This window comes from Vibrio sp. 10N.222.54.A3 (assembly GCF_041474095.1).
Lineage (GTDB): Bacteria > Pseudomonadota > Gammaproteobacteria > Enterobacterales > Vibrionaceae > Vibrio > Vibrio crassostreae_C.
Window position 1 is genome coordinate 1 of record NZ_JBFRTN010000050.1, and the last position, 24,263, is coordinate 24,263.

Annotated in this window: 26 protein-coding genes; 15 read left to right on the forward strand and 11 right to left on the reverse strand. The window is 46.3% G+C overall.

What is annotated here, in order from left to right; genetic code table 11:
• Positions 1-494: 494 nt before the first annotated feature.
• Positions 495-1,040 carry a gamma carbonic anhydrase family protein gene (locus AB4507_RS11595; RefSeq protein WP_372135613.1) on the forward strand — a complete coding sequence of 182 codons (546 nt, stop codon included), beginning with the start codon at positions 495-497 and terminating at the stop codon, positions 1,038-1,040.
• On the opposite strand, the gene AB4507_RS11600 is transcribed toward AB4507_RS11595, so the two are convergent.
• From AB4507_RS11600 to AB4507_RS11615, 4 genes are all read right to left on the reverse strand, one after another.
• Positions 1,037-1,306 (reverse strand): DUF1488 domain-containing protein, encoded by a 270-nt coding sequence (locus AB4507_RS11600; RefSeq protein ID WP_372182714.1) that lies wholly within the window; start codon positions 1,304-1,306, stop codon positions 1,037-1,039. The genes AB4507_RS11595 and AB4507_RS11600 overlap by 4 nt on opposite strands.
• A 17-nt stretch (positions 1,307-1,323) precedes the next feature.
• Positions 1,324-2,154 carry a shikimate dehydrogenase gene (aroE, locus tag AB4507_RS11605; protein WP_372182715.1) on the reverse strand — a complete coding sequence of 277 codons (831 nt, stop codon included), beginning with the start codon at positions 2,152-2,154 and terminating at the stop codon, positions 1,324-1,326.
• A 75-nt stretch (positions 2,155-2,229) separates the two neighbouring features.
• Positions 2,230-3,147, reverse strand: coding sequence for an oxygen-dependent coproporphyrinogen oxidase (hemF, locus tag AB4507_RS11610; RefSeq protein ID WP_372182716.1), 918 nt, complete (start codon positions 3,145-3,147; stop codon positions 2,230-2,232).
• 19 nt (positions 3,148-3,166) lie between these two features.
• The gene (locus tag AB4507_RS11615) at positions 3,167-3,724 is read right to left on the reverse strand and encodes an L-threonylcarbamoyladenylate synthase (RefSeq protein ID WP_017058767.1); all 558 of its coding nucleotides are present in this window, start codon (positions 3,722-3,724) and stop codon (positions 3,167-3,169) included.
• 195 nt (positions 3,725-3,919) lie between these two features.
• On the opposite strand from AB4507_RS11615, the gene purE reads away from it, so the two are divergent.
• Both purE and AB4507_RS11625 read left to right on the forward strand, forming a co-directional pair.
• A complete protein-coding gene (gene purE / locus AB4507_RS11620; RefSeq protein ID WP_004735777.1) occupies positions 3,920-4,405 on the forward strand; it encodes a 5-(carboxyamino)imidazole ribonucleotide mutase in 486 nt (161 codons plus the stop codon).
• Positions 4,406-4,410: 5 nt separating this feature from the next.
• Positions 4,411-5,541 (forward strand): 5-(carboxyamino)imidazole ribonucleotide synthase, encoded by a 1,131-nt coding sequence (locus AB4507_RS11625; RefSeq protein ID WP_372182718.1) that lies wholly within the window; start codon positions 4,411-4,413, stop codon positions 5,539-5,541.
• A gap of 87 nt (positions 5,542-5,628) precedes the next feature.
• Here AB4507_RS11625 and AB4507_RS11630 read toward each other — a convergent pair whose 3' ends face one another.
• The 4 genes from AB4507_RS11630 to AB4507_RS11645 are packed head-to-tail and all read right to left on the reverse strand — an operon-like array spanning position 5,629 to position 8,890.
• The gene (locus tag AB4507_RS11630) at positions 5,629-6,198 is read right to left on the reverse strand and encodes a type I DNA topoisomerase (protein ID WP_004735775.1); all 570 of its coding nucleotides are present in this window, start codon (positions 6,196-6,198) and stop codon (positions 5,629-5,631) included.
• 12 nt (positions 6,199-6,210) lie between these two features.
• Complete coding sequence (locus AB4507_RS11635) at positions 6,211-6,687, reverse strand: DUF494 family protein (protein ID WP_029235873.1); 477 nt, start codon at positions 6,685-6,687, stop codon at positions 6,211-6,213.
• Between the two features lie 2 nt (positions 6,688-6,689).
• A complete protein-coding gene (dprA, locus tag AB4507_RS11640) occupies positions 6,690-7,802 on the reverse strand; it encodes a DNA-processing protein DprA (protein WP_372182720.1) in 1,113 nt (370 codons plus the stop codon).
• Positions 7,799-8,890, reverse strand: coding sequence for a LysM peptidoglycan-binding domain-containing protein (locus tag AB4507_RS11645; protein WP_017058771.1), 1,092 nt, complete (start codon positions 8,888-8,890; stop codon positions 7,799-7,801). The genes dprA and AB4507_RS11645 overlap by 4 nt, the downstream gene beginning before the upstream one ends.
• A gap of 140 nt (positions 8,891-9,030) precedes the next feature.
• Here AB4507_RS11645 and def point away from each other — a divergent pair, with 140 nt between their 5' ends.
• The 6 genes from def (at position 9,031) to AB4507_RS11675 (ending at position 15,515) form a co-directional block, all read left to right on the forward strand.
• On the forward strand, positions 9,031-9,543 hold the full coding sequence (def, locus tag AB4507_RS11650) for a peptide deformylase (protein WP_017058772.1): 513 nt from the start codon (positions 9,031-9,033) through the stop codon (positions 9,541-9,543).
• Positions 9,544-9,580: 37 nt separating this feature from the next.
• On the forward strand, positions 9,581-10,528 hold the full coding sequence (gene fmt, locus AB4507_RS11655) for a methionyl-tRNA formyltransferase (RefSeq protein WP_017058773.1): 948 nt from the start codon (positions 9,581-9,583) through the stop codon (positions 10,526-10,528).
• A 92-nt stretch (positions 10,529-10,620) separates the two neighbouring features.
• A complete protein-coding gene (gene rsmB, locus AB4507_RS11660; protein WP_017058774.1) occupies positions 10,621-11,901 on the forward strand; it encodes a 16S rRNA (cytosine(967)-C(5))-methyltransferase RsmB in 1,281 nt (426 codons plus the stop codon).
• 109 nt (positions 11,902-12,010) lie between these two features.
• Positions 12,011-13,387, forward strand: a complete 1,377-nt coding sequence (trkA, locus tag AB4507_RS11665) for a Trk system potassium transporter TrkA (protein WP_004735766.1) — start codon at positions 12,011-12,013, stop codon at positions 13,385-13,387.
• Between the two features lie 80 nt (positions 13,388-13,467).
• Positions 13,468-14,913 carry a TrkH family potassium uptake protein gene (locus AB4507_RS11670; RefSeq protein WP_017077319.1) on the forward strand — a complete coding sequence of 482 codons (1,446 nt, stop codon included), beginning with the start codon at positions 13,468-13,470 and terminating at the stop codon, positions 14,911-14,913.
• A 26-nt stretch (positions 14,914-14,939) separates the two neighbouring features.
• Positions 14,940-15,515, forward strand: coding sequence for a DUF3157 family protein (locus AB4507_RS11675; protein ID WP_372182722.1), 576 nt, complete (start codon positions 14,940-14,942; stop codon positions 15,513-15,515).
• Here the strand turns inward: AB4507_RS11675 and AB4507_RS11680 are convergent.
• Together AB4507_RS11680 and AB4507_RS11685 are read right to left on the reverse strand one after the other, a co-directional pair.
• On the reverse strand, positions 15,512-16,165 hold the full coding sequence (locus AB4507_RS11680) for a hemolysin III family protein (RefSeq protein WP_017063010.1): 654 nt from the start codon (positions 16,163-16,165) through the stop codon (positions 15,512-15,514). The genes AB4507_RS11675 and AB4507_RS11680 overlap by 4 nt on opposite strands.
• A gap of 156 nt (positions 16,166-16,321) precedes the next feature.
• Positions 16,322-17,113 (reverse strand): sporulation protein, encoded by a 792-nt coding sequence (locus tag AB4507_RS11685; RefSeq protein WP_017058778.1) that lies wholly within the window; start codon positions 17,111-17,113, stop codon positions 16,322-16,324.
• Between the two features lie 283 nt (positions 17,114-17,396).
• Between AB4507_RS11685 and AB4507_RS11690 the strand changes: the two genes are divergently transcribed.
• The 6 genes from AB4507_RS11690 (at position 17,397) to AB4507_RS11715 (ending at position 22,516) form a co-directional block, all read left to right on the forward strand.
• Entirely contained in the window at positions 17,397-17,564 is a 168-nt protein-coding gene (locus AB4507_RS11690; protein ID WP_004739323.1) for a hypothetical protein, read from the forward strand.
• Between the two features lie 131 nt (positions 17,565-17,695).
• A complete protein-coding gene (locus AB4507_RS11695) occupies positions 17,696-17,959 on the forward strand; it encodes a YihD family protein (protein ID WP_009848104.1) in 264 nt (87 codons plus the stop codon).
• Positions 17,960-18,285: 326 nt separating this feature from the next.
• A complete protein-coding gene (gene ccoG, locus AB4507_RS11700) occupies positions 18,286-19,704 on the forward strand; it encodes a cytochrome c oxidase accessory protein CcoG (protein WP_017063014.1) in 1,419 nt (472 codons plus the stop codon).
• A 73-nt stretch (positions 19,705-19,777) separates the two neighbouring features.
• Positions 19,778-20,764, forward strand: a complete 987-nt coding sequence (locus AB4507_RS11705) for a serine/threonine protein kinase (RefSeq protein WP_017058781.1) — start codon at positions 19,778-19,780, stop codon at positions 20,762-20,764.
• Between the two features lie 55 nt (positions 20,765-20,819).
• Positions 20,820-21,419 (forward strand): thiol:disulfide interchange protein DsbA/DsbL, encoded by a 600-nt coding sequence (locus AB4507_RS11710; RefSeq protein ID WP_017063015.1) that lies wholly within the window; start codon positions 20,820-20,822, stop codon positions 21,417-21,419.
• Between the two features lie 140 nt (positions 21,420-21,559).
• On the forward strand, positions 21,560-22,516 hold the full coding sequence (locus AB4507_RS11715; protein ID WP_017066751.1) for a DUF2860 domain-containing protein: 957 nt from the start codon (positions 21,560-21,562) through the stop codon (positions 22,514-22,516).
• Positions 22,517-22,578: 62 nt separating this feature from the next.
• On the opposite strand, the gene AB4507_RS11720 is transcribed toward AB4507_RS11715, so the two are convergent.
• Positions 22,579-24,102, reverse strand: coding sequence for a YifB family Mg chelatase-like AAA ATPase (locus tag AB4507_RS11720; RefSeq protein ID WP_017058783.1), 1,524 nt, complete (start codon positions 24,100-24,102; stop codon positions 22,579-22,581).
• Positions 24,103-24,263: the final 161 nt, after the last annotated feature.

Genomic DNA, 24,263 nt, shown 5'->3' on the forward strand with positions numbered 1-24,263 from the left:
AATAGGAACAGAATGGTAATGAATTGACTGTGCCGAATAACTACAAGTAGTTAAACGTATTGGTCACTCAGTTCATTGAAATCAATTTTGATTCCGAAGAATCTGTTTTATCTAACGATAAAACGTTTTGATATTCATCAACGAGTGCCCACACAGATTGATAGGTTTAAATTGTTAAAGAGCTTTTCCTTTTTGAGCTTCGCTCAAATCGGACGGCCATTTTAGCGATTTAAGTTTTAGTGTCAACCACTATTTTCAAAACTTTTTTCAAGCGCTTAGCTTGGCTAATTTGACCTGCTGATTCGTTTTGGTTTCTTACGAAGCCATCCCGTGTCATCGAGGTGGCATTATAGAGATTTCGATCACACTGGCAAGCCCTTTTTGAAGTTTTTCTTACTTTTTTGATTGTTCGAGCGTTTTTTGTTCAAAACACCCCATTTTCACTAGTATTCCTCTTAATTAAGGGCTTAAGGTGCCTATATAAAGGAGGATTTATGAGTTCAATACGCAGTTATAAAGGAATATCCCCTCAGATTGGGCAAGGTGTCTATATAGATACAAGTTCAGTGCTGGTTGGTGATATCAAAATCGGTAACGACTCTAGCGTGTGGCCTTTGGTTGCAGCTCGAGGGGATGTGAACCACATTCATATTGGAGAGAGAACGAATATCCAAGATGGTAGTGTCTTGCACGTCACCCATAAGAATGCAGAAAACCCTGAGGGTTACCCTCTATTAATAGGTAATGATGTCACTATCGGGCATCAGGTAATGCTGCATGGCTGCACTATTGAAGATCGTGTACTTGTTGGTATGGGAGCGATCGTGTTGGATGGCGTGATTATCCAAAAAGAAGTGATGATTGGTGCCGGTAGCTTGGTACCGCCTAATAAGGTACTTGAAAGCGGTTATCTCTATGTAGGAAGCCCAGTAAAACAAGCTCGCCCATTAAATGATAAAGAGCGAGCCTTTTTACAGAAATCAGCTGACAACTATGTTCAGAATAAAAATGACTATCTAGACTCTGTACTTCCAGTCTAAAGCGCTTTGATCTGAATCCGATTAGAGGAGTCATACTCCTCTTCTTCTATTAACTCTTCCGCTAGCTCTTCAATATCGAAACGTAACTCCGAAAAGATAACTAAAGCTTGATCGCCTTCTTCTATATCTCTTCCTGCCAATTGTGATAATTCCTCAATAGACATGACACATTCAATCAGCGCGCCCGACTGTTGTGCTGGGAAGGTGATTGATTGATTTTCTTCATCCCAATCTTGGATATCAGGAAATAGAATTGATTGATTCATTTTTTATAAACACCCCATTACATCTCAAGGTTTTTACGTAACTCTCTTAAAATCTGTTTTGTTCCCGGACGAAGGCCACGCCAAAGCATAAAGCTCTCTGCTGCCTGCCCCACTAACATACCTAAACCATCATAAGCAGCATGAACACCATTACCTAATGCCCATTGATTGAATACTGTGGTTCCCGATCCATAAACCATGTCATAAACGGCGCTATTAGAATTGAAAATAACGTCAGACACTTCAGGAAGCTGCCCACTTAGACCAGATGAGGTCGAGTTAATAATGACATCAAACCCTTCATTAACATCACTTAACCCCATTCCTTTGATGTTTCCATGTGAAGAAAACATCTCAGCCAGAAGTTCAGCCTTGGAGCTGGTTCGATTAGCGACCACCAGCTGTTGTGGCTTTTGGTCGAGAAGAGGTTGAATCACTCCTCTCGCGGCACCACCAGCGCCAAGAAGAAGAACGCGAGCTCCTTTTAACGCAACTTGATGTTGAAGCAGGTCTTGAACTAAACCCTCGCCATCGGTGTTATCACCAATGATTTCTCCGTCATCGAGCTTCTTAAGTGTGTTTACGGCACCTGCTAGTTCAGCCCTTTCAGTCAGGCGATTAGCGAACTGATAAGCATCTTCTTTAAATGGTGCTGTGACATTACACCCTCTACCACCCTCACTAAAAAAAGCTTGAGCAGCAATGATGAATTCACCTTGTTCTGGCTGGAGTGCTGTATAGGTAAGTTGTTGGCTGGTTTGGCGAGCAAATAATGTGTGAATGAATGGCGATTTGCTTTGCCCAATAGGGTTACCGAAAACGGCATAACGATCTACTTGCTGTGTCATATCCTTACCTAACAGAAATAAAAAAGGGTCATCTATATAGATGACCCTATCACTATCCCTATAAGGAAGGAAGAACTACCAAACTCGAGGCTTTAGGTAGTCGCTATAAAGCAGAGCTTCTGGTGAGCCCGCTTGTGGTTCATAGCGATATTCCCAACGAACCAACGGCGGCATCGACATCAATATAGACTCTGTGCGACCACCACTTTGCAGGCCAAATAAGGTGCCACGGTCATAAACTAGGTTAAATTCAACATAGCGACCACGACGGTATAGTTGGAAGTCACGCTCACGTTCGCCATAAGGTGTATCTTTGCGACGCTCGACAATAGGTAAGTACGCCGCAGCAAAACCTTCACCGACAGCCTGCATATAAGCAAAGCTCTTATCGAAACCCCACTCATTTAAGTCATCAAAGAACAGACCACCAACACCACGTGTTTCGTCTCGGTGAGGAAGATAGAAGTACTTATCACACCACTCTTTGTGTTCTTGATAAACATCATCACCAAACGGCGCACAAAGATCTTTAGCAGTTTGATGCCAAGATTGGCAATCTTCATCGACAGGATAAAATGGCGTTAAGTCAAAACCACCACCAAACCACCAAATCGGGTCTTCCCCTTCTTTTTCCGCAATGAAGAATCGAACGTTCGCGTGTGAGGTTGGGATATATGGGTTTTTAGGGTGGATAACTAATGAAACCCCCATCGCCTCAAACTTACGTCCGGCTAACTCAGGACGGTGAGCGGTTGCAGAGGCAGGCATTGCTTTACCAGCGACGTGAGAGAAGTTAACTCCACCCTGTTCAAATAAAGCACCATTGGTCATCACGCGAGTACGACCACCGCCACCTAGACGATCGCCAGGTTCTCGCTCCCATGCATCTTCTTCAAACAACGCTACACCATCAGCTTGCTCAAGCTGCTGGCAAATCGAATCTTGTAGGCTCAGTAAAAACTGCTTTACTGCTTCTTTATCAATTGCTGACATCTTACTTCCTTTGCAGGGTTTAACCCTGTCTTAATATTTTCGACGTTTTTGCATCTCTAATTTCGCTTGGCTTCTCACGGCCACCCGTTTGGCCTTCTAGAATCGCGACTAAGTGTTGACCCAGTTGCTGTTGAACTTCTTCAGTCGTCATACAAGGCGGCTCGCCAGTCAGGTTGGCACTGGTAGAGGTTAACGGCTTGCCGAACTCATTACACATTCTTTGAACCAAAGGGTGATCCGTCACTCGTACCGCGATGGAATCAAACTGGCCGCTGACCCAGTCAGTAACTTTGCTGCTGGTTGGCATAATCCAAGTGACCGGACCTGGCCATGTCGCTTTCACTGTTACCAACTGTTCTTCCGTCAACTGGCTTTCATCAATATAAGGAAGCAGCTGCTCGTAACTTGCAGCAATCAAGATCAAGCCCTTTTCAACTGGACGCTGTTTTAACTCGAGTAATTTCTTGATGGCATGTGGATTATCAGGATCACAACCAACCCCAAAAACGCCTTCGGTCGGGTAAGCAATGACTTCACCTTGTTGTAATGCCTGCAATGTATGTTGAAAGTTATCCACGAGTTGCCTCATTAAGTCAGTTATCGAACTCGCTAAGTGTACAAATTATCATTCACTGTGACTAAAGCTATTTGTTTATAAAATGTATCAATTAACAACTTAGACTGACGCAAACGTTTTCCTTAAGTAATTTTACCCGTATAATGCGCGCAAAATATCTAATCACTAATTAAATCGTACCTGAAGGAGTTTGAGATGACTGTCGGTATTATCATGGGTTCTAAATCTGATTGGCCAACAATGAAGCTAGCTGCAGAAATGTTGGATCAGTTTGGCGTGGCGTACGAAACAAAAGTGGTTTCTGCTCACCGCACACCTCAGTTGCTTGCAGACTACGCAACCAGTGCGAAAGAGCGCGGTATTAAAGTAATTATTGCTGGTGCTGGCGGTGCAGCGCACCTTCCGGGCATGGCTGCTGCTTTCACAAGCGTACCAGTTCTGGGTGTTCCAGTTCAGTCTAAAGCACTGAAAGGCATGGACTCTCTGCTTTCTATCGTGCAGATGCCAAAAGGTATCGCGGTAGGTACTTTGGCTATCGGTGAAGCTGGCGCTGCCAATGCAGGCATCCTAGCGGCTCAAATCATTGGTACACACAATGAAGAAGTAATGGCAAAAGTAGAAGCATTCCGTTCTGAGCAAACAGAAACGGTTTTGGCTAATCCAAACCCTGCAGAGGACTAATTTCCATGCATGTTCTTGTGTTAGGCGCGGGCCAACTTGCTCGCATGATGTCCCTAGCTGGGGCACCGCTGAATATTGAAATTTCTGCTTTTGATGTTGGCAGCAAAAATATTGTTCACCCATTAACGCAAGCGATTCTAGGTAACGGCTTAGAAAATGCGATCGAGCGTGCGGACGTCATTACTGCTGAATTCGAACATATTCCTCACGATGTACTTGAGGTGTGTGAGCGCAGCGGTAAGTTCTTACCGACAACAGAAGCAATCAAAGCTGGCGGTGACCGTCGTCTTGAAAAAGCCCTGTTAGACGAAGCGAACGTGAAGAATGCTAAGTACTACGTGGTTAACTCTCGCGAAGACTTTGACGCTGCAATCGCTCACGTTGGCTTACCAATGGTATTGAAGAGCACACTTGGTGGCTACGATGGCAAAGGTCAATGGCGCTTAAAGACATTAGATAATGTTGACGCGACTTGGGCAGAAATGGCTGAGTGCATTACCGCGACCGACAACCAAGCGATTGTTGCTGAAGAATTCGTTCCGTTTGACCGCGAAGTATCACTGGTGGGTGCTCGTGGCGCCAATGGTGAGATTCAAGTGTATCCACTGGCTGAAAATGTTCACACCGATGGCGTGTTGAGCTTATCGACAGCGATTGATGACATTGAACTGCAAGAGCAAGCGAAAACCATGTTCACTGCCATTGCTGAACGCTTAGATTACGTTGGTGTACTCGCGCTAGAGTTCTTTGATGTTCAAGGTTCACTGCTTGTTAATGAGATTGCACCACGTGTTCATAACTCTGGCCACTGGACACAACAAGGCGCTGAAACTTGTCAGTTTGAGAACCACCTACGTGCCGTATGTGGGATGCCATTAGGCAGCACTAAGCTGATTCGTCCAACCGCAATGATCAACATCCTTGGTGAAGATACCCTACCTGAGGCAATTCTTGCTCAAGGTGGTTGTCATGTTCATTGGTATGGTAAAGAGAAGCGTGCAGGTCGTAAGATGGGCCACATTAACGTGAGTGCTGACTACAACGCAGAGCTGCAAAGAGCGCTATGCTCACTGGCAGACATTCTCGATAAGCAAGCCTACCCTGCTGTGCATGAATTTGCTGAGCAGATGAAGTAAATCTACATTGCTTGATGAATATAGAACGTTTATTGGATATAGAAACGGCGCTCATTGAGCGCCGTTTTTTTTGTCTATAACATCAGGTTATTGAGATTGAATGTGATGACACTTGCGATCAGCACATTGCTTCTTAGTGCCACTGGCCGTTTTCTTCTCCAGCAACAGCGGGAACTGACACTCTTCACAACGACCTATAACAGGTGGCTGATTAACGGCGAACTTACACTTAGGGTAGTTATCGCACGCATAGAAGGTTTTGCCATAGCGAGATTTACGCTCAACCAAATGGCCTCTGCCACACTCAGGACAAGCAACAAGTGGCTGCTCTTCAGGTTGTTCTTTCGGTTGATCCAAAGATTCGATGTGATTACACGTTGGGTAACTACTACAACCAATGAACATCCCAAAGCGACCTTGCCTTAATACCAATTCGTTTTGGCATTTAGGACACGGCACGCCCAGCTCTTTCACCACATGACCATCATTTTGATGAAGAGGCTTGATGTAATCACAGCTCGGATACTGCTTACAGCCTAAAAATGGGCCGTGCTTACCATGGCGAAGCTGAAGCTCTCCACCGCACTGTGGACATGGTTCATGCTCTAATGCATGTTCATGTGCTGAAAAAAGCTGATTATCAATCTTACTACTCATGACAAGCCTGTATTAATGCAAGATACCTTGCTCTTTGGTGTACAACAGCTCTTCCATTTGCGTGTAAGCACTTTCATTACCCGGCACATTAAATAGCACCATTAAGATAATCCATTTCAGATCATCCAATTCAAATTCGTTTGTCTCAAGCCCCATCACACGATCAATCACCATTTCACGAATCTCTGTCGTGAGCACGTTGATCTGCTCTAGGAATAGTAGGAAACCTCGACACTCCATATTAATACGTGAAATCTCTCGACTGGTATAAACACGCATCGAGGTATTAGAGCACATAGTAATCGCCGCTTGGTTATCGGTATCTTGCAGTGCCGCAAGATCTTCTAACCAATGGAGGGCCTTATAAATATCATCTTGGTGAAACCCTGCTCGCAGAAGTTCATCTTCCAGTTCGTCTTGATCCACCTGCAATTCAGAATCGCTATGGATGTAGGTTTCAAACAAGTACATCAGTATGTCCATCATCATAGCTAGCCTCTCCCCTTTCGAATATAGCCACCGGAAACTGCAACAACATGCCCTGAGAGCTCAAGCTCTAAAAGCTGCATCATGACCTCATGCACAGGTATATGGGTTCTCTGTGCTAAAATATCAACGGGTGTCGCCTCTAATCCTACGTTAGCTAACAGCTGTGGAAATGGCAATTGTTCATTTTCACCCTCATTCGGCGTAGGTTCGAATAAGCTCGGCTGCTGATCTATAGACCAGTTTAACAGACTCTTTATTTCAATCAGAACATCTTGAGCATTTTGCACTAAACATGCTCCAGCTTTGATGAGACTGTTACCTCCGCGACTGGTTGGGCTATGAATAGAACCGGGCAGCGCAAACACTTCTCGACCTTGCTCCATGGCATAGCGAGCGGTAATTAAAGAGCCACTCTTCTCAGCCGCTTCCACCACCAAGGTTCCTAACGACAAGCCACTTATAATACGGTTACGACGGGGGAAATGTTCAGGTCTTGGTTTAGCACTCGGTCGAAACTCTGAAATCAGCGCTCCGTTCTCACAGATCCTCTCAGCTAGATTTCGGTGGCGGGCAGGATAAATGGAGTCCAAGCCTGAACCCAACACCGCGAAAGTCTCCCCTCCTTTATCTAGAGCACCATCATGAGCATAACCATCAATGCCCAACGCTAATCCACTGGTGACAATCAAACCGTTTTGGACAAACTCTTTGGCGAAGGACTTCGCTGTCTGCAGCCCTTCGAGGCTGGCATTACGGCTGCCGACCATTGCGATTTGAGGCTCAATCAGTTTTTCAACGTGACCTTTAACGAAAAGCACACTCGGCGCAGAGGCGGTCTCATTCAGCAGTTTGGGATAATGCGAGCAATTCGGGGTAATGATGTGATGATTGGGTTGTCTTGCTTGCCACGCTAGGCAAGCCTCCACTTCTCTTGGGGCTTGCTCTCTTAAATAGGAGATTTGCTTGGCAGACAAGCCAATCGCTTGCAGTTGCTGGCTTGAGTAGCCAACAATATTAAAAGGAGAATCAATGCTCAGCAGTCGAGAAAGTCGCTTGCCACCCAATTGCGGTACAAAACTTAGAGTTAGCCAAGCGATCAGTTGTTGCTCATTCACTCGGTGCCCTTAACCTCTTCCGTCAACGCAAGATCCAAAGGCGATACTGCCAGAATGCCCTTGCTAACAGGCTTAGAGCTCTGAGTGATCAACGCGAGGCTAAAATACTCATAAGGACGAATGACCATCAAGCTACCCAGCGAGGTACTTGGCAATTGCACCTTATCGCTCGCCGCAGACTCTTTATAACTGTATTCACCTTGCTTACCAAACACCACCGCACCGCTTTCGCTGAGGGTAAACATAGAACCTTGGCGAAGGTTATCCTGTGAACCTTTGTTGATCACTACCACCTGATTCTTCGCGCTGTATTGGCTGCCATCTAATGAGCCCAAGATATTAGCAAATTGACCCGCCGCACTAGGTGCAGGATAAAACGTGGTAGAGAGCTTCACCTGATCAACACCAAGTTCTGGTAGCACAAGGTCGTTCAGCAATACCTCTTGCAGCTGAGTGTCTATCTGCAAGCTGCTGAACTCAGCATCCACTTCTTTTAAGCGCGCCGTGGCGACCAAACGCAAAGAGGTCATACTTGCTTGGGGTTGCTGCCGTTGGTAGGTTTCAACTGCGCGGTAGATACCCCACTTTTGATGCTGTTGGTTACCTGAGATAAACAACCGGTCTGCACCCGATAAGAAACGTTTACCATCACTGGTTCCTAATACTCGTTGTGCCGATTCGATATCTTGCTGCTCTACCAAGCGATCAGACTGTAAATAAGGTAGAACCAGTCCCTCGTTGACGGTAGGTACTGCTTTCTTCTCAGAGACACGAATCTTAGGGCTAAGCTTGATAACAGGCTTGAGGCTCAATACAGGCTCGCCATTAATCCAAACCAAAGACAGTTTATCTCCGGGATAAATGAGATGAGGGTTTTCTATCTCTGGATTGACCTGCCATAACCTTGGCCACAACCATGGACTATCGAGATACATCGCAGAGATATCCCACAAAGTATCGCCCTTAACCACCACATACGCCTCAGGTGCGCCCTGTTTAATGGTTAAAGGTTGCTCACTATTTTCAGCCGTAGCGGCGAACGAAATCGAGGCACAAATAAGAGATAAAGCAGGCAATAAATGACGCATGACCTAGGTTCCTTGGTCTGAATATATGACATCTGATTGGAGAATTACCTTCAGGATGCTGTCATTTGACCTCTAAAATGTCTAGAATTGAGCCAACAAGGTTTAAGCTGTTTCGGCACAGTTCAATATTTCGAGTGTATATGTCTGTATTACAAGTATTAACATTACCAGATGATCGTCTACGTACCGTGGCGAAACCGGTAAAAGAAGTTACCCCAGAGATTCAAAAGTTCGTTGATGACATGATTGAAACCATGTACGACGAAGAAGGTATCGGCCTTGCGGCAACGCAAGTAGATTTCCACCAACGCATCGTTGTTATCGATATTTCAGAAACACGTGATGAACCAATGGTGCTTATCAACCCTGAAATTACTGAGAAGCGCGGCGAAGATGGAATCGAAGAAGGCTGCCTATCTGTACCAGGCGCTCGAGCTCTAGTACCTCGCGCTGCAGAAGTAACGGTTAAAGCACTAGACCGTGACGGCAACGAATTCACATTCGACGCTGACGACCTTCTGGCTATCTGTGTTCAGCACGAACTTGACCACCTAGAAGGCAAGTTGTTTGTTGATTACCTATCGCCACTAAAGCGTAAACGTATCCAAGATAAGCTAGCGAAGATTAAACGTTTCAACGAGAAACAAGGTTAATAACCGCTGCTATTACTAAATTAGAAGGAAGCCTACCTTGAGTCAGTCTTTAAGAATTGTCTTTGCAGGTACTCCGGATTTCGCCGCCCGTCACTTGGCGGCGTTGTTGTCTTCGGAGCATGAAGTTGTTGCTGTTTACACACAGCCAGATCGCCCAGCAGGCCGCGGTAAAAAACTCACTGCGAGCCCAGTAAAAAACATCGCACTTGAAAACAATATTCCGGTTTACCAACCAGAAAACTTCAAGTCAGATGAGGCTAAGCAAGAGCTAGCTGAATTGAACGCTGACATCATGGTTGTTGTCGCTTACGGCTTATTGCTTCCGCAGGTTGTATTAGATACGCCTCGCTTAGGTTGTATCAACGTACATGGCTCTATCCTACCGCGCTGGCGTGGTGCTGCTCCGATTCAACGCTCTATTTGGGCGGGTGATAAAGAGACAGGCGTGACGATCATGCAGATGGATATCGGCCTAGATACTGGCGACATGCTAAGTATCGCGACGCTGCCTATCGAAGCGACAGATACTAGCGCATCTATGTACGAGAAATTAGCGGGCCTTGGCCCTGATGCGCTTGTTGAATGTCTAGCGGACATCGCTTCTGGCAAAGCAGTTGCAGAAAAGCAAGACGATGAGCTTGCGAACTACGCGAAGAAGCTAAGCAAAGAAGAAGCGCGTATCAACTGGAGTGATGAAGCTGCGCATATTGAGCGCTGCGTTCGTGCCTTCAACCCATGGCCAATGAGTCACTTTGAAGCTGCTGAGAACAGCATTAAAGTATGGCAAAGCCGTGTGGCAGAGCAAACTTCTGATAAGCCTGCAGGTACCATTCTGCAAGCGGATAAAACTGGTATCTATGTTGCGACAGGGCAAGGCGTACTTGTTCTTGAACAACTGCAAGTTCCAGGTAAAAAAGCCATGTCAGTTCAGGATATCTTGAACTCACGTGCAAGCTGGTTTGAAGTTGGTACACAACTTTCTTAATCCGCTTTTAAAGCTGCTAATTACGCAGCTTAGAAAACCTTTACGAGGGCAGAGATGCCCTCATGTATTCAAATAAATATTCGGTACCCCTCATGAATGTTCGCGCTGCTGCTGCAAATGTCCTATTCCAAGTTGTCGATAAAGGCCACTCTCTGTCACACGCTCTCCCTGCGGCTCAAAAAACGATCCGTCCGCGAGACCATGCTCTACTGCAAGAGATTTGCTACGGCGCACTTCGTTACCTGCCTCGTTTAGAGTCAATCGCCAACGAACTGATGGAAAACCCGCTTAAAGGTAAAAAGCGTGTATTCCACCACCTAATCTTGGTGGGCATTTACCAACTAAGCTTTATGCGTATCCCTTCGCATGCTGCGGTTGCTGAAACGGTTGAGGGTACTAAAACACTGCGTGGTCCAAGCCTGAGTGGTTTGATCAACGCTGTACTACGTAGCTACCTACGTGACCAAGAAGAACTAGACGAGAAAGCCGTTAGCCACAATGCAGGCAAATACGGCCACCCAAGCTGGATTCTAAAAATGCTTCAAGAGAGCTACCCAGATCAATGGGAGCAACTGGTTGAAGCAAACAACAGCAAGGCACCAATGTGGCTGCGCGTTAACCGCCAACACCACACTCGTGACGAGTATGTTGAACTGCTTAAAAACGAAAACATTGAATACACATTGCACCCTGAAGCTGCTGATGCCATAAAATTAGCTGCACCTTGTGATGTTACTTTGCTTCCTGGCTTCGACAGAGGTTGGGTATCAGTGCAAGACGCTGCCGCTCAGCTTTCGGTTGATTACCTAACACCAAAAGATGGTGAGCTGATCTTAGATTGTTGTGCTGCACCAGGTGGTAAAACGGCACACATTCTTGAGCACACTCAAGATACTGAAGTGGTTGCGATTGACTGCGACATCAAACGTCTAGACCGCGTTTACGATAACCTTGAGCGCCTGCAACTGCGTGCCGACGTAATTTGTGGTGATGCTCGCTACCCTGAAGAGTGGTGGATGGGTGATAAGTTCGACCGTATTCTGCTTGATGCACCTTGTTCAGCGACTGGCGTTATTCGCCGTCACCCTGACATCAAGTGGCTACGTCGTGCGTCTGACATTGATGCGCTGGCTGAACTGCAAAGCGAGATTATGGATGCAATGTGGCGTCAGCTGAAAGAAGGCGGCACCATGGTTTATGCGACTTGTTCTATCACGCCGCAAGAAAACGTGCTGCAAGTGAAAGCATTCCTAGCACGCACTGAGAACGCTACGTTGGTTGGGTCTGATATCGAAAATCCGGGTCGTCAAATACTACCTGGAGAAGAAGATATGGATGGCTTCTACTACGCAGTTCTAGTAAAACAGGCATAACAACTAACAGCGGCTAAGAATTTATTTCTTAGCCGCTGTTTCTTTCTAGTGCATTATCAAAATAAAGTTAGATAACTAGAATTACCACGGTAAAGAAAAGAGAAAGGCTATGAAGATCATTATCCTAGGTGCTGGACAAGTTGGCGGTACCCTTGCTGAAAACCTGGTTGGTGAAAACAACGACATCACCATTGTCGACCGTAATGCTGACCGACTTCGTGAACTTCAGGATAAGTACGACCTTAGGGTTGTAAACGGTTATGCCAGCCACCCAAACACACTACGTGAAGCGGGTGCGCAAGATGCCGACATGTTAGTTGCCGTAACTAACATGGATGAAACCAACATGGCTGCGTGTCAGGTTGCTTTCTCTCTTTTCAATACGCCGAACCGAATTGCTCGTATTCGTTCTCCTCAATACCTAGAAGAGAAAGAAGCGCTATTCAAATCAGGTGCCATCCCAGTCGATCACCTGATCGCACCCGAAGAACTAGTGACCAGCTACATCGAGCGCCTGATTCAATACCCAGGCGCACTGCAGGTTGTGAGCTTTGCTGAACAGAAGGTTAGCCTAGTAGCAGTAAAAGCCTACTACGGTGGTCCACTGGTGGGTAACGCACTGTCTGCTTTGCGTGAGCACATGCCGCACATTGATACCCGTGTTGCCGCTATTTTCCGTCAAGGTCGCCCTATTCGCCCACAAGGCACCACCATCATTGAAGCCGATGATGAGGTTTTCTTTGTGGCAGCGAGTAACCATATCCGCTCAGTAATGAGTGAGCTACAACGCCTAGAGAAACCGTACCGCCGCATCATGATTGTCGGTGGTGGTAACATTGGTGCAAGCTTGGCAAAACGCCTTGAGCAGAGCTACAGCATCAAGCTTATCGAGCGCAGCTACACTCGTGCCGAAAAGCTGTCTGAAGAATTAGAAAACACCATCGTCTTCTGTGGCGATGCGGCAGACCAAGAGCTGCTAACCGAAGAGAACATCGATCAAGTGGACGTGTTCATTGCCCTAACCAATGAAGATGAAACCAACATCATGTCAGCAATGCTGGCGAAGCGAATGGGTGCCAAAAAGGTAATGGTACTGATTCAGCGTGGTGCTTACGTAGACCTTGTTCAGGGTGGCGTGATTGATATTGCTATCTCTCCACAGCAAGCGACCATTTCTGCGCTGCTTACTCACGTTCGTCGTGCTGATATTGTTAACGTATCATCTCTACGTCGCGGCGCTGCAGAGGCGATCGAAGCCATTGCTCACGGTGACGAAACCACATCGAAAGTGGTTGGCCGAGCGATTGGCGACATCAAGCTACCACCGGGCACCACTATTGGTGCGATTGTTCGCGGAGAAGAAGTACTTATCGCGCACGATAGAACCGTAATCGAACAAGATGACCACGTAGTGATGTTCCTAGTGGACAAGAAATACGTACCTGATGTTGAGTCTCTATTCCAACCGAGCCCGTTCTTCTTATAGCCTTGTTCTCGTAAGTATCTTCTCGCAACCTTCTTCTTGTGAGAACGGCGCTTCGGCACAAAGCGATGGTCTATTAAGCTATGGTCAACTTTCGTCCGATATTATTAGTGATAGGGTTAGTGTTATCAAAACTCGCCCTTTTCATGTACATCCCCACATTGGTTGCCTTTTTCACAGGCACCGGTGGCTTCCTCGAGTTTGGTCAATCGGTAGTGATCACGCACATTGTGGCGTTCATCTGCTTGAGCTTAGGGCGCTCCGCTAAGTTCCGACTTGGAGTGCGGGACATGTTCCTGATCACCTCTCTGGTATGGACGATAGCCAGTGCCTTTGCTGCACTGCCGTTTGTCTTCATCAACCACATCAGCTTCACTGACGCCTATTTTGAAACCATGTCTGGTATCACCACAACAGGCTCAACCGTATTAAGCGGCTTAGACAGCATGGCACCAAGCATTCTGTTGTGGCGTTCTATATTGCAATGGTTAGGTGGCATCGGCTTCATCGTTATGGCGGTAGCGGTTCTGCCAATGCTCAACGTCGGTGGTATGCGCCTGTTCCAAACCGAATCATCCGACTGGTCAGATAAAAGCAGCCCACGAGCAAAAACGGTCGCGAAGAACATCGTGGCGGTTTATCTGGTTCTGACTGGCTTGTGCATCATTAGCTATCTCTTTGCAGGCATGGGCATCTTTGACGCGATCAATCATGCCTTCACAACACTGTCTACGGGTGGTTACTCAACATCAGATGGCTCGATGAACCACTTCTCTAACAGTGCTCACTGGGTGGGAACCCTGTTCATGTTCCTTGGTGGTCTGCCGTTCCTACTGTTCGTTAGCGCACTGCGTGGCAGAAAACTCTCAATCCTCTACAAAGACGCGCAAGTGAGAGGCTTCACCTATCTATTCTTAGTCACCAGTGCCGTGATATCGACATGGTTGGTGGTTAGAGATGGCTACACGGTCATGGATGCGATGCGTGTTTCGATGTTCAATATTGTGTCCGTAGTTACCACTACCGGTTTTGGCTTAGAAGACTTCACCGCGTGGGGTGCACTGCCAACGACCTTGTTTGCGTTTCTAATGATGGCGGGCGCGTGCTCAGGTTCAACCTCTGGCGGTATCAAAATCTTCCGCTTCCAGATCGCGATGACCATGCTTCACAAACAGATGATGAAGTTGATCCACCCATCAGGTGTCTTTGTTCAACGCTATAACCAACGCCCCGTTAATGACGACATTGTGCGTTCACTGGTCGCATTTGGTTTGATGTTCTTTATTACGATTATCTTAATTGCAGGTGGCTTGAGCGCGATGGGGCTTGATCCTGTGACCAGTATATCTGGTGCTATCACAGCCGTTGCCAACGTGGGCCCAGGCATGGGCAGCGTGATCGGTCCAACCGGGAACTTTGCTCCACTGCCCGACGCTGCTAAATGGTTGCTAAGCTTAGGAATGCTAATGGGGCGACTCGAGATATTGACGCTCATTGTTCTATTTTTCCCAGCCTTTTGGCGACGTTAACCAAGCACAAAATCAAGGAAACACAGATGAAATCATACGTACTTCTCGCTAGCGCATTGCTCGCAAACTCAGTATTCGTAAGTTCTGCCTTTGCTGATCAAATGGTCACCTTGCCTGATGGCAAGCAAGTGTTACTCAAAGATGATTTTACTTGGCAATACGTGGCACAAAAGCAAACGGAAGCAGCAACGACAACATCAGAGACTGCAGTGCCTGTCGTAGCCGTACCTGTCGCAACGAACACGCGTGGCACTACGATTGTGGTTAATAGTAAAAAGCCAAGCTTACAGCTGTCTCAGTCAGGAGTGGATGTTGTACTGGGTGCAAGTCGCTATGAAGATGGTGAGCTTATCATTCCGACAGCCATCACTAACCAAGGCACTCAAGCGGTCATTTTGGTATCACTTAACATCAGCGTATTTACTGCAGAAGGTGAGTTGTTGGCAGAAGAAGAAGTTGCTGTGTGGAAATCAATCAAACGAATGGCCGACACATACCTACGACCAAAGACGGGTGAAGAAGGCAAGCTCATCAAGCTCGACCTAGAACAACACCCTGAATATCAGATTAAAGCTGAGATTACTGAGGTACTGGCTCGCTAAACCGGAGTCACGTACAAATAAATAGCGAAGAAATGGCAAGCGCAGCCCGCCAACACAAACAAATGCCAGATGGCATGATTGTAAGGGATGCGTTTTGCCACATAGAAAATCACACCCAACGAGTAAATCACGCCACCGAGTGCTAGTAGCACCAAACCACCCATCTCGATATTCATCGCCAGTTGATAAACCACAATCAGCGATAACCAACCCATCGCCAAGTAAGTCACCAATGACAAACGCTTAAATCGGTAGACGAAGGCAATCTTCATAATGATTCCGACTAGCGCGATACCCCAAATCACTGCCATCAAACCCATCGCCAATGGTGTTCTTAAACTCACCAATAAAAATGGCGTGTAACTGCCCGCGATCAATAAGTAGATCGCACAGTGATCGAGAGTTTTCAGTAATCGCTTGGTCTTTTCTGTGGTGATCGAGTGATAAAGCGTGGAAGCGAGAAAGAGTAGGATAATACTGCTGCCATATACCGCCATACTCGCAATAGTCAGTATGTCGGCTTGATGGTCAAACGCACGAATCAGCAGCAGGATTAAACCAACCACGCCAAGCACAACACCCAAGCCATGGGTTATCGCATTGGCGCGTTCTTCGATGTCACTGTATTCGCTCGCCGATGATGCAGACATGATTATCCTACTAGAGTAAATGTTCGATTTGCCTAGTATTGCACATTAAGCTTACACGTGTAAGCTTAAATTTTTATGACATCTTTTATGACATTAATAACGCCTAAACGGTGTGATGAAGCTAAGGTCTCTAAAGCTACAGAACCAAAGAGCTAACTAAGATGCGTTGTCTAGATACTCAAGTACCATCTTGCCCGCATCTTGTGGTGACGTATCCAATGGCACACTCAATTGACGCTGCAGTTGGCCAATGCCTAACAAGCTCGCCAACATGCCTTTTGCACCATCGCGATTACGGTCTATCTCAAACCACAACTTAAGCTCGGTTTCATCACGATGAGCAACCACTTCCAGTTCACGCCAGCGGCCATGATATGGACCAGTGGTAGGGACAAACTCAAACTCTTGAACAAATGGCAGTTCAAAGCCCTCTACTGCTTCGCACTCAACTTGGCGAATGCGTAAACCTTGAGCTTCTAGTTCATTAAAAATACCATCAAGAAGTGCATCTGGGCGAACCGTTAAAATATCCTTATCCGATGGATCAATCGCCATCGCAATATCGAGCCCGGTTTCTAGCCACACCTTTGAATCACCAATCGTGACAGGTGTGTTCAGCGGGACATCAAACTCACATTCAAAATCACGGGTTTCACCCGGCTGAATAACAAAGGCATACGGCAGGCTCCATTTGGCCAACGAGTATGTCTGGTGCATTCGACGTGTTTGACCGCCCTCTTGCCTTTGCGAATTCATAGTAATTTCTTTGACGTAACGACAGCACAAGTTGAGATCGATATTGTCGATCTCTTGTGGCTGAGCGCCACCATAGACATGCACAATAATGCTCGCCTTCTTGCCTGGATAAAGCACTTCCTGTTGCAATACAGAATCCACCTTGGCAGATCCAATTCCAAAACTTGCTAACGTTTTCTTTAAGAACGACATATGCACCTCCTTTAAAGCATCATCTTAAGCCTGAAAGAGGTTCAAACTCAAATATACTGCTCAAACTATTTTAGCTCTAATATCGTCTATTTATCACTCAGGCGTCGATCGATAACTTAGATAGTGATAATCTAAGCCTTGATATGCATGCATATCATTATCCTGATTTATTCTTCGGATTGGCGAAAGCCAGACGAGTGACGCTTCAAGCAATTGAGGTGGAGCTCATGGTAAATCAGGCCATTAGATTGGCAATGGATATGCCTGACCGTTAGGTAAATTAATGCGCCCAACAGCTGTCAGGTTCTCGCACACCAACCGTAGTGCGATGCGTCGTCGTAGTGGCTTTGTTGCTGCTCCAACGGCTAAGAAATTGGCTCCTACAATGACTCTAGTTGAGAAGACTGCTTTATTAGCACCGACTACAACGAAAGTGATTAAAGCCGCTTAACAAAAAGCGCAGTTTTTACTGCGCTTTTTTCTTGCCCGCTCCCATCTTGAAATGTGTTTACACATTGGTATTCCCTACCCGATTTGATACCTTAGCCACAAATCATTATAAAATTTGTGGAGAAATAAAGTATGAAGTGTCACCGCATTGAAGAACTGCTTGAACTGATGGAGCCTGAGTGGCAGAAAGATCAAGAGCTTAACCTATTAGAGTTCATCATTAAGCTATCAAAAGAAGCGGGCTACCAAGGCAAGCTTGAAGAACTGACTGACGATGTTCTTATCTATCACCTAAAAATGCGCAACAGCGAAAAAGATGAGATGATCCCGGGCCTGAAAAAAGACCAAGAAGATGATTTCAAAACCGCAATTCTAAAAGCACGTGGCCTTCTTTAGTCGCCCGTTAGTTTAGAGCTCAATTGCCGTATAGATAAAACACTCAATTTTAAAAAGCGACCACCAGGTCGCTTTTTTGTTTCTGTTCGCTATTTTTTCGTCACAACTGTTATGACTTTTGTTGTTAAAGGTTGATAGCGTTAAAGAAATGAGAACAAGATTGTCGCTATAATCGCCATCCATAAGAATCTTCTAAAATAATAAGAGTGAGTGCGATAACAACAAATGCACCAAGCTCAATTTCAACAGGTTCTCTAAACCATACTTTCAAGTAATGTCGTCATGCCCGACTTAACCGGGCAAACAAGCCACAAAAAGGATAGTCCATGAGTCAGGATAAAATCGATATCAAAGATGTGACTCCTAAAACCTTTAACCCGAAAACACATAAAGGTAATGGAGATCGATTTAACCCAAGTAACCGAATCTATGTTCGAGAAAGCAAAGGTAAATTCCAACAACTGCGTCGCTATGGCGGTTGGTTCTTACTTTTACTTTTTGCGCTTATCCCATGGATTCCCTTTGGTGAACGTCAAGCGATCTTGCTCGATATCGGCAGCCAACAGTTCAACTTCTTTGGCACCACCTTATACCCGCAAGATCTGACCCTACTCGCGATCCTATTTATGATTGCCGCGTTTGGCCTGTTTTTCATAACCACCTTCTTAGGCCGTGTCTGGTGTGGCTATTTATGCCCACAAACCGTCTGGACCTTCATGTATATCTGGTTCGAAGAGAAGCTAGAAGGCGCTGCCAATAAGCGAAGAAAACAAGACTCGGGCAAACTGACGAGCAATTTAATCCTCAGAAAAACCCTCAAACACATTGCGTGGTGGGCGATTGCCATTGCGACGGGCTTAACCTTTGTTGGTTACTTCATCCCAATCAAAGAGTTAGTGGTTGGCTTCTTTACCTTTAACTCGTCTTTCTGGCCGGTGTTTTGGGTACTGTTCTTTGCTGGATGTACTTATGCCAATGCGGGTTGGATGCGTTCAATTGTTTGTCTGCACATGTGTCCTTACGCGCGTTTCCAGTCGGCAATGTTCGATAAAGACACCTTCATCGTTGGTTACAACACAGAACGTGGTGAAAGCCGTGGCCCTCGCTCTCGTAAAGCCGATCCAAAAGAGCTTAGTCTAGGCGACTGTATTGACTGTAATCTGTGTGTACAAGTGTGCCCTACGGGTATCGATATCCGTGACGGCCTGCAATACGAGTGTATTAACTGCGGCGCGTGTATTGATGCCTGTGACAACACGATGGAGCGTATGGGCTATGAGAAAGGCCTGATCAATTACACCACCGAGCACAGACTTGAAGGTCACTCGACCAAGGTAATGCGTCCCAAGCTGTTGGGCTATGGCGCTATCTTGATCGTGATGCTGGGCTTGTTCTTCGCCCAAATCGCGAGCGTTGATCCTGCCGGCCTAAGTGTTCTGCGTGACCGAAACCAACTGTTTAGAGTCAATAACCAAGGGTTGGTTGAAAACACCTACACCTTGAAAGTGATCAACAAGACTCAACAAGAGCAAGAGTACAAACTCGATGTTAGCGGACTGCCCGATTCTATCTGGTATGGTAAACAGACGATTACTGTCGATCCAGGCGAGGTTTTGAACCTACCTATCAGTTTGGGCGCCGACCCAGAAAAACTGAGCTCACCAGTTTCGACAATTCAGTTTATACTCTCGGATAATGAAGAGTTTACGATGGAAGTCGAAAGCCGCTTTATCAAGAAGCTCTGATACCCGCACCGTAGTGCTTGGTATAACAACCCAATAAATGGAAAAAGGCTCAGTAATGAGCCTTTTTTATTCTATGACGATGCAAGCCTTTAACTTTGATAACCTGACTCCTGACTTCATGTGGTACGCACTGGAGAGCATCGGAGTTCGCGCTGAATCCGGGCTTCTCGCTCTCAACAGTTACGAAAACCGTGTCTATCAGTTCACCGATGAAGACCGTAAGCGCTACGTCGTTAAGTTTTACCGTCCACAACGCTGGAACAAGGCACAGATCCAAGAAGAGCATGACTTCGCACTCGAGCTTATCGAACAAGAGATGCCGGTTGCGCCTCCAATGCGAATCAACGGTGCAACCTTACATGAATACCAAGGCTACCTATTTGCACTATTTGAAAGTGTTGGCGGCAGACAGTATGAAGTTGACAATCTAGATCAATTGGAAGGCGTAGGACGCTTTCTTGGTCGTATTCATAAAGCCAGCGCGGGAAGAACATTCCAGCATCGCCCGACCATCAGCTTAGATGAATACCTTTATCAGCCACGTAAGATTCTAGAGAACTCTCAGTTTATCCCGACGCACCTAGAAAATGCCTTCTTCAATGACGTTGACCTTCTGATCAAAGAGCTAGAGAGCCAGTGGCCGAGCAACATTGAGAATATCCGCCTGCACGGTGACTGCCACCCTGGCAATATTTTGTGGCGCGATGGGCCAATGTTCGTCGATCTTGATGACGCACGTAACGGCCCTGCGATACAAGATCTGTGGATGCTGCTCAATGGCGAGCGCCAAGATAAGCTGATGCAACTGGATATTTTGCTAGAGAGTTACCAAGAGTTTTGCGATTTTAATACCGCACAACTGAAACTAATCGAACCACTACGCGGTCTACGTATGGTGCATTACATGGCATGGTTGGCGAAACGATGGCACGATCCTGCGTTTCCTCTGGCCTTCCCGTGGTTTAATGATCCGAAATATTGGGAGCAACAAGTACTTGCTTGTAAAGAGCAAATTGCTACCCTGCAAGAGCCACCACTTTCGTTAATGCCTCAGTGGTAACAGCAATCGCAACATACAACTAGATAAAAATTCAAACATAATGGAGATTGGATAAATGAAAAAGCTATTCGCATTTTTCTCATTGATCATGTTGAGCCTTACCGCTCACGCTGCGAAATTTAACGAAGGTGAACACTACAAAGTTCTCGACCTAGAAGCATCAAAAAAACCAATGGTGACAGAGTTCTTCTCTTTTTACTGCCCACACTGTAATAGCTTTGAGCCAATCATCCAGCAGCTAAAACAACAGCTACCTAAAGACGCTAAGCTACAGAAGAACCATGTTTCATTCATGGGTGGCAACATGGGTCTGCCAATGAGCAAAGCTTACGCGACAATGATTGCACTGAAAGTTGAAGATAAAATGGTGCCAGTGATGTTTAACCGCATCCACACAATGAACAAGCCACCACGTGATGAAGAAGAACTGCGTCAAATCTTCCTAGACGAAGGCGTTGATGCGAAGAAATTCGATGCTGCGTATAACGGCTTTGCTGTAGATTCTATGGTTCGTCGCTTCGACAAAGCATTCAAAGACAGCGGCCTTTCAGGTGTACCCGCTGTTGTGGTTAACAACCGCTACCTAGTAGAAGCTCAAGGTATCAACTCTCTTGATGAGTACTTCGAGCTCGTGAACTTCTTATTAAAGAAGTAAGCCATTGATGAAAGGAAGCTTCGGCTTCCTTTTTTTTTGCTAGTTCAAAAATCATTATTGATAAATAATTAACCTGGAAGTTTAAAGCTTTACTGCTATTAATAACCCGTCCTAAGAACCGGTGGGCAAGGAGCCCTTGAATGAAAATAAAAATAACTCTCTTGGCATTGAGCGTTGCGGCTTCTCCCGCTTTTGCCAAGCTTGCAGACCAACAAGGTTTCAGTGGTGAAATCTCTCTCAATACCGGGGTTACCTCTTCCACCTCGAACTTTAATACCGATGCTGATAGCAATCTTTCATCCACAGATCAGAAGGCTTCTTCGGAAAGCTCTTTTCTGGTTGCTCCTTTAGGTAGTGTTGCTTATACCTTTGGTGAAAAGCTAAACCATCAGGTATACACAGGTACCGCGCGAGATGATGTAGCAACAGGTACTGTAGTTCTCGAAGTCGGTTACAAATACCAACTTGAGTCAGGCATGGTGATCGACGCTTCACTGCTGCCAACCATTATGTCTGGTGAAACTTGGGCTGATCCATACAACACCACATCAGCTCGCACCAAGACCGATGAAACTGGCAATGCGTTTCGTTTGAAGCTAAGCAACATTGCGGGCTCAGCTTTCTCGCTAGACATGGCCTATGCGACCAAAGATGTCGACAAGGATGATATTCAAGATCAAGAGCTCAAACGAGATGCCAATACTCTCTACTTGAAAGGTCAATATCGCCTGCCACTTAGTCGTACCATGATGCTTATTCCATCCGTCATCTATCAAACACGTGATGCTGATGGTAAAGCTGAATCTTACGACCAATTCGGTGGTGAGGTAAGCTTGTTTGGTGGCATGGGGCGTCACAAGTACGCACTAACAGCGGGTTACAACCAACGCTCTTACGATGCGAGCAACCCGATCTACGACAAGAAACGCAGCGACGACAATATCAACCTATTCGCCGCCTATGAGTATGATCAATTCATGGATTGGGAAAACTGGTCGTTTATTTCACTGGCAGGCTACGGCACCAGCGACTCGAACATTACCTTCTACGACGAGTCTCAATATATAGTTTCAGTTGGCTTGAACTACAAGTTCTAACCTTAGCGAGTATGAACTGCAATCCAACGAAAGCCTGCATCTAAGCAGGCTTTTTCTGCTTGCTAGACAGCTTGAGCCGTGAGTTGTTTCAGCAAGCGATCCATCGCGCGATAGCCTAGCGCTTCTGATAGATGTTTCTTTTCGATCTGCTCGTTACCGTCAAGGTCGGCAATGGTTCGTGCCACCTTAATAATTCGATGATAAGCACGAATCGATAAACCCAAGCGATGTAGTGCTGTCTCAAGAAACTCTGCATCTTCGCGTCGCAGTGGGCAATACTTCTCAATTTCTCGGCTACCTAACAGTGCATTCGATTTATGGTTGCGAGATAGCATTAACTCTCGCGCCTGCCTAACCCTTTGCTTAACTACTTGAGTGGTTTCACCGCGATCACCGCCTTCGGCCAACATTCCTTTTGGCAACAGAGGTATCTCCAATGACATATCGAACCTATCCAGCAAGGGCCCAGATAAGCGATTGAGGTAACGCAGGATGATCTGTGGGTTGGCGCGCGCCTGGTTACCTTCGTAATAACCCGTTGGACTTGGGTTAAGTGCACCGACCAATTGAAAACGCGCAGGAAAACGAGTCTTGCCCGCAGCACGGGAGATAATGATCTCGCCCGACTCTAGTGGCTCTCGTAATGAATCAAGCACCTTGCGCTCAAACTCCGGCATCTCATCTAAGAACAATAAGCCGTTATGCGCTAAAGAGATCTCTCCGGGGCGAGGCACCGAACCACCACCCACTAATGCCGCCATTGAACTGGAATGGTGAGGAGAGCGAAAAGGTCGTTGCTTCCAGTTGTATTGATTGATTTCTTGTTGCGTTAACGAGGCCACCGACGCGGTTTCCATCGCTTCGTCATCACTCATTTCAGGTAATAGGTCACGCAGTCGAGAAGCGAGCATAGTTTTTCCGGTTCCGGGTGGGCCAAGAAACAATAAGTTATGATTCCCAGCAGCGGCTATCTCTAGAGCTCGCTTGCCTTGTTGTTGGCCGATAATATCTTGTAGGTCGCGAAGCACTGAAACATCAGCCTGATGATGTTCCGTTCTATATAGCCCAAGCTGAGCCTGTCCACACATGTCAGCACAAACCTCCAACAAGGTTTGTGCAGATTTATGCGCTCCCTTGCCCACCAGCGCAGCCTGATCACCGTTATGATGTGGGACAACTAAGCATCGCTCTACACTGTCGGCGGCTAACGTCGCAGGCAAAACGCCCTTTACCGAGCGAAGTTCTCCTGACAATGCCAACTCACCGATAAATTCATGTTGAGCTATTTTTGATGTCGGAAGCTGATCTGACGCCACCAAAATCCCAAGCGCGATGGGCAGGTCAAAACGGCCACCTTCTTTGGGCAAATCGGCTGGGGCGAGATTAACCGTGATTCTTTTCGATGGAAACTCAAAGCGAGAATTGATGATCGCGCTTCTCACTCGATCTTTAGATTCCTTGACCGTTGTTTCAGGTAGACCCACCAGCGTGAAGCCAGGCATTCCGTTGCTTATATGCACCTCAACGGTCACTTCTGGCGCCTCTACACCCACACTAGCTCGGCTATGAATTATCGCGAGTCCCATAACTTTCCTTTGTCTTTGATTTAAAAGTATTCGCTCTGGATATTCGTTGCTCACCAAAGCGATAAGGTTGTTATATAGCTTGGTGGAATGGTATTTTAATGTGAAAAAAGAATGACATTTCCCTTGTCATGCGGCAGATTTGTGTGATAACACTAGAGATG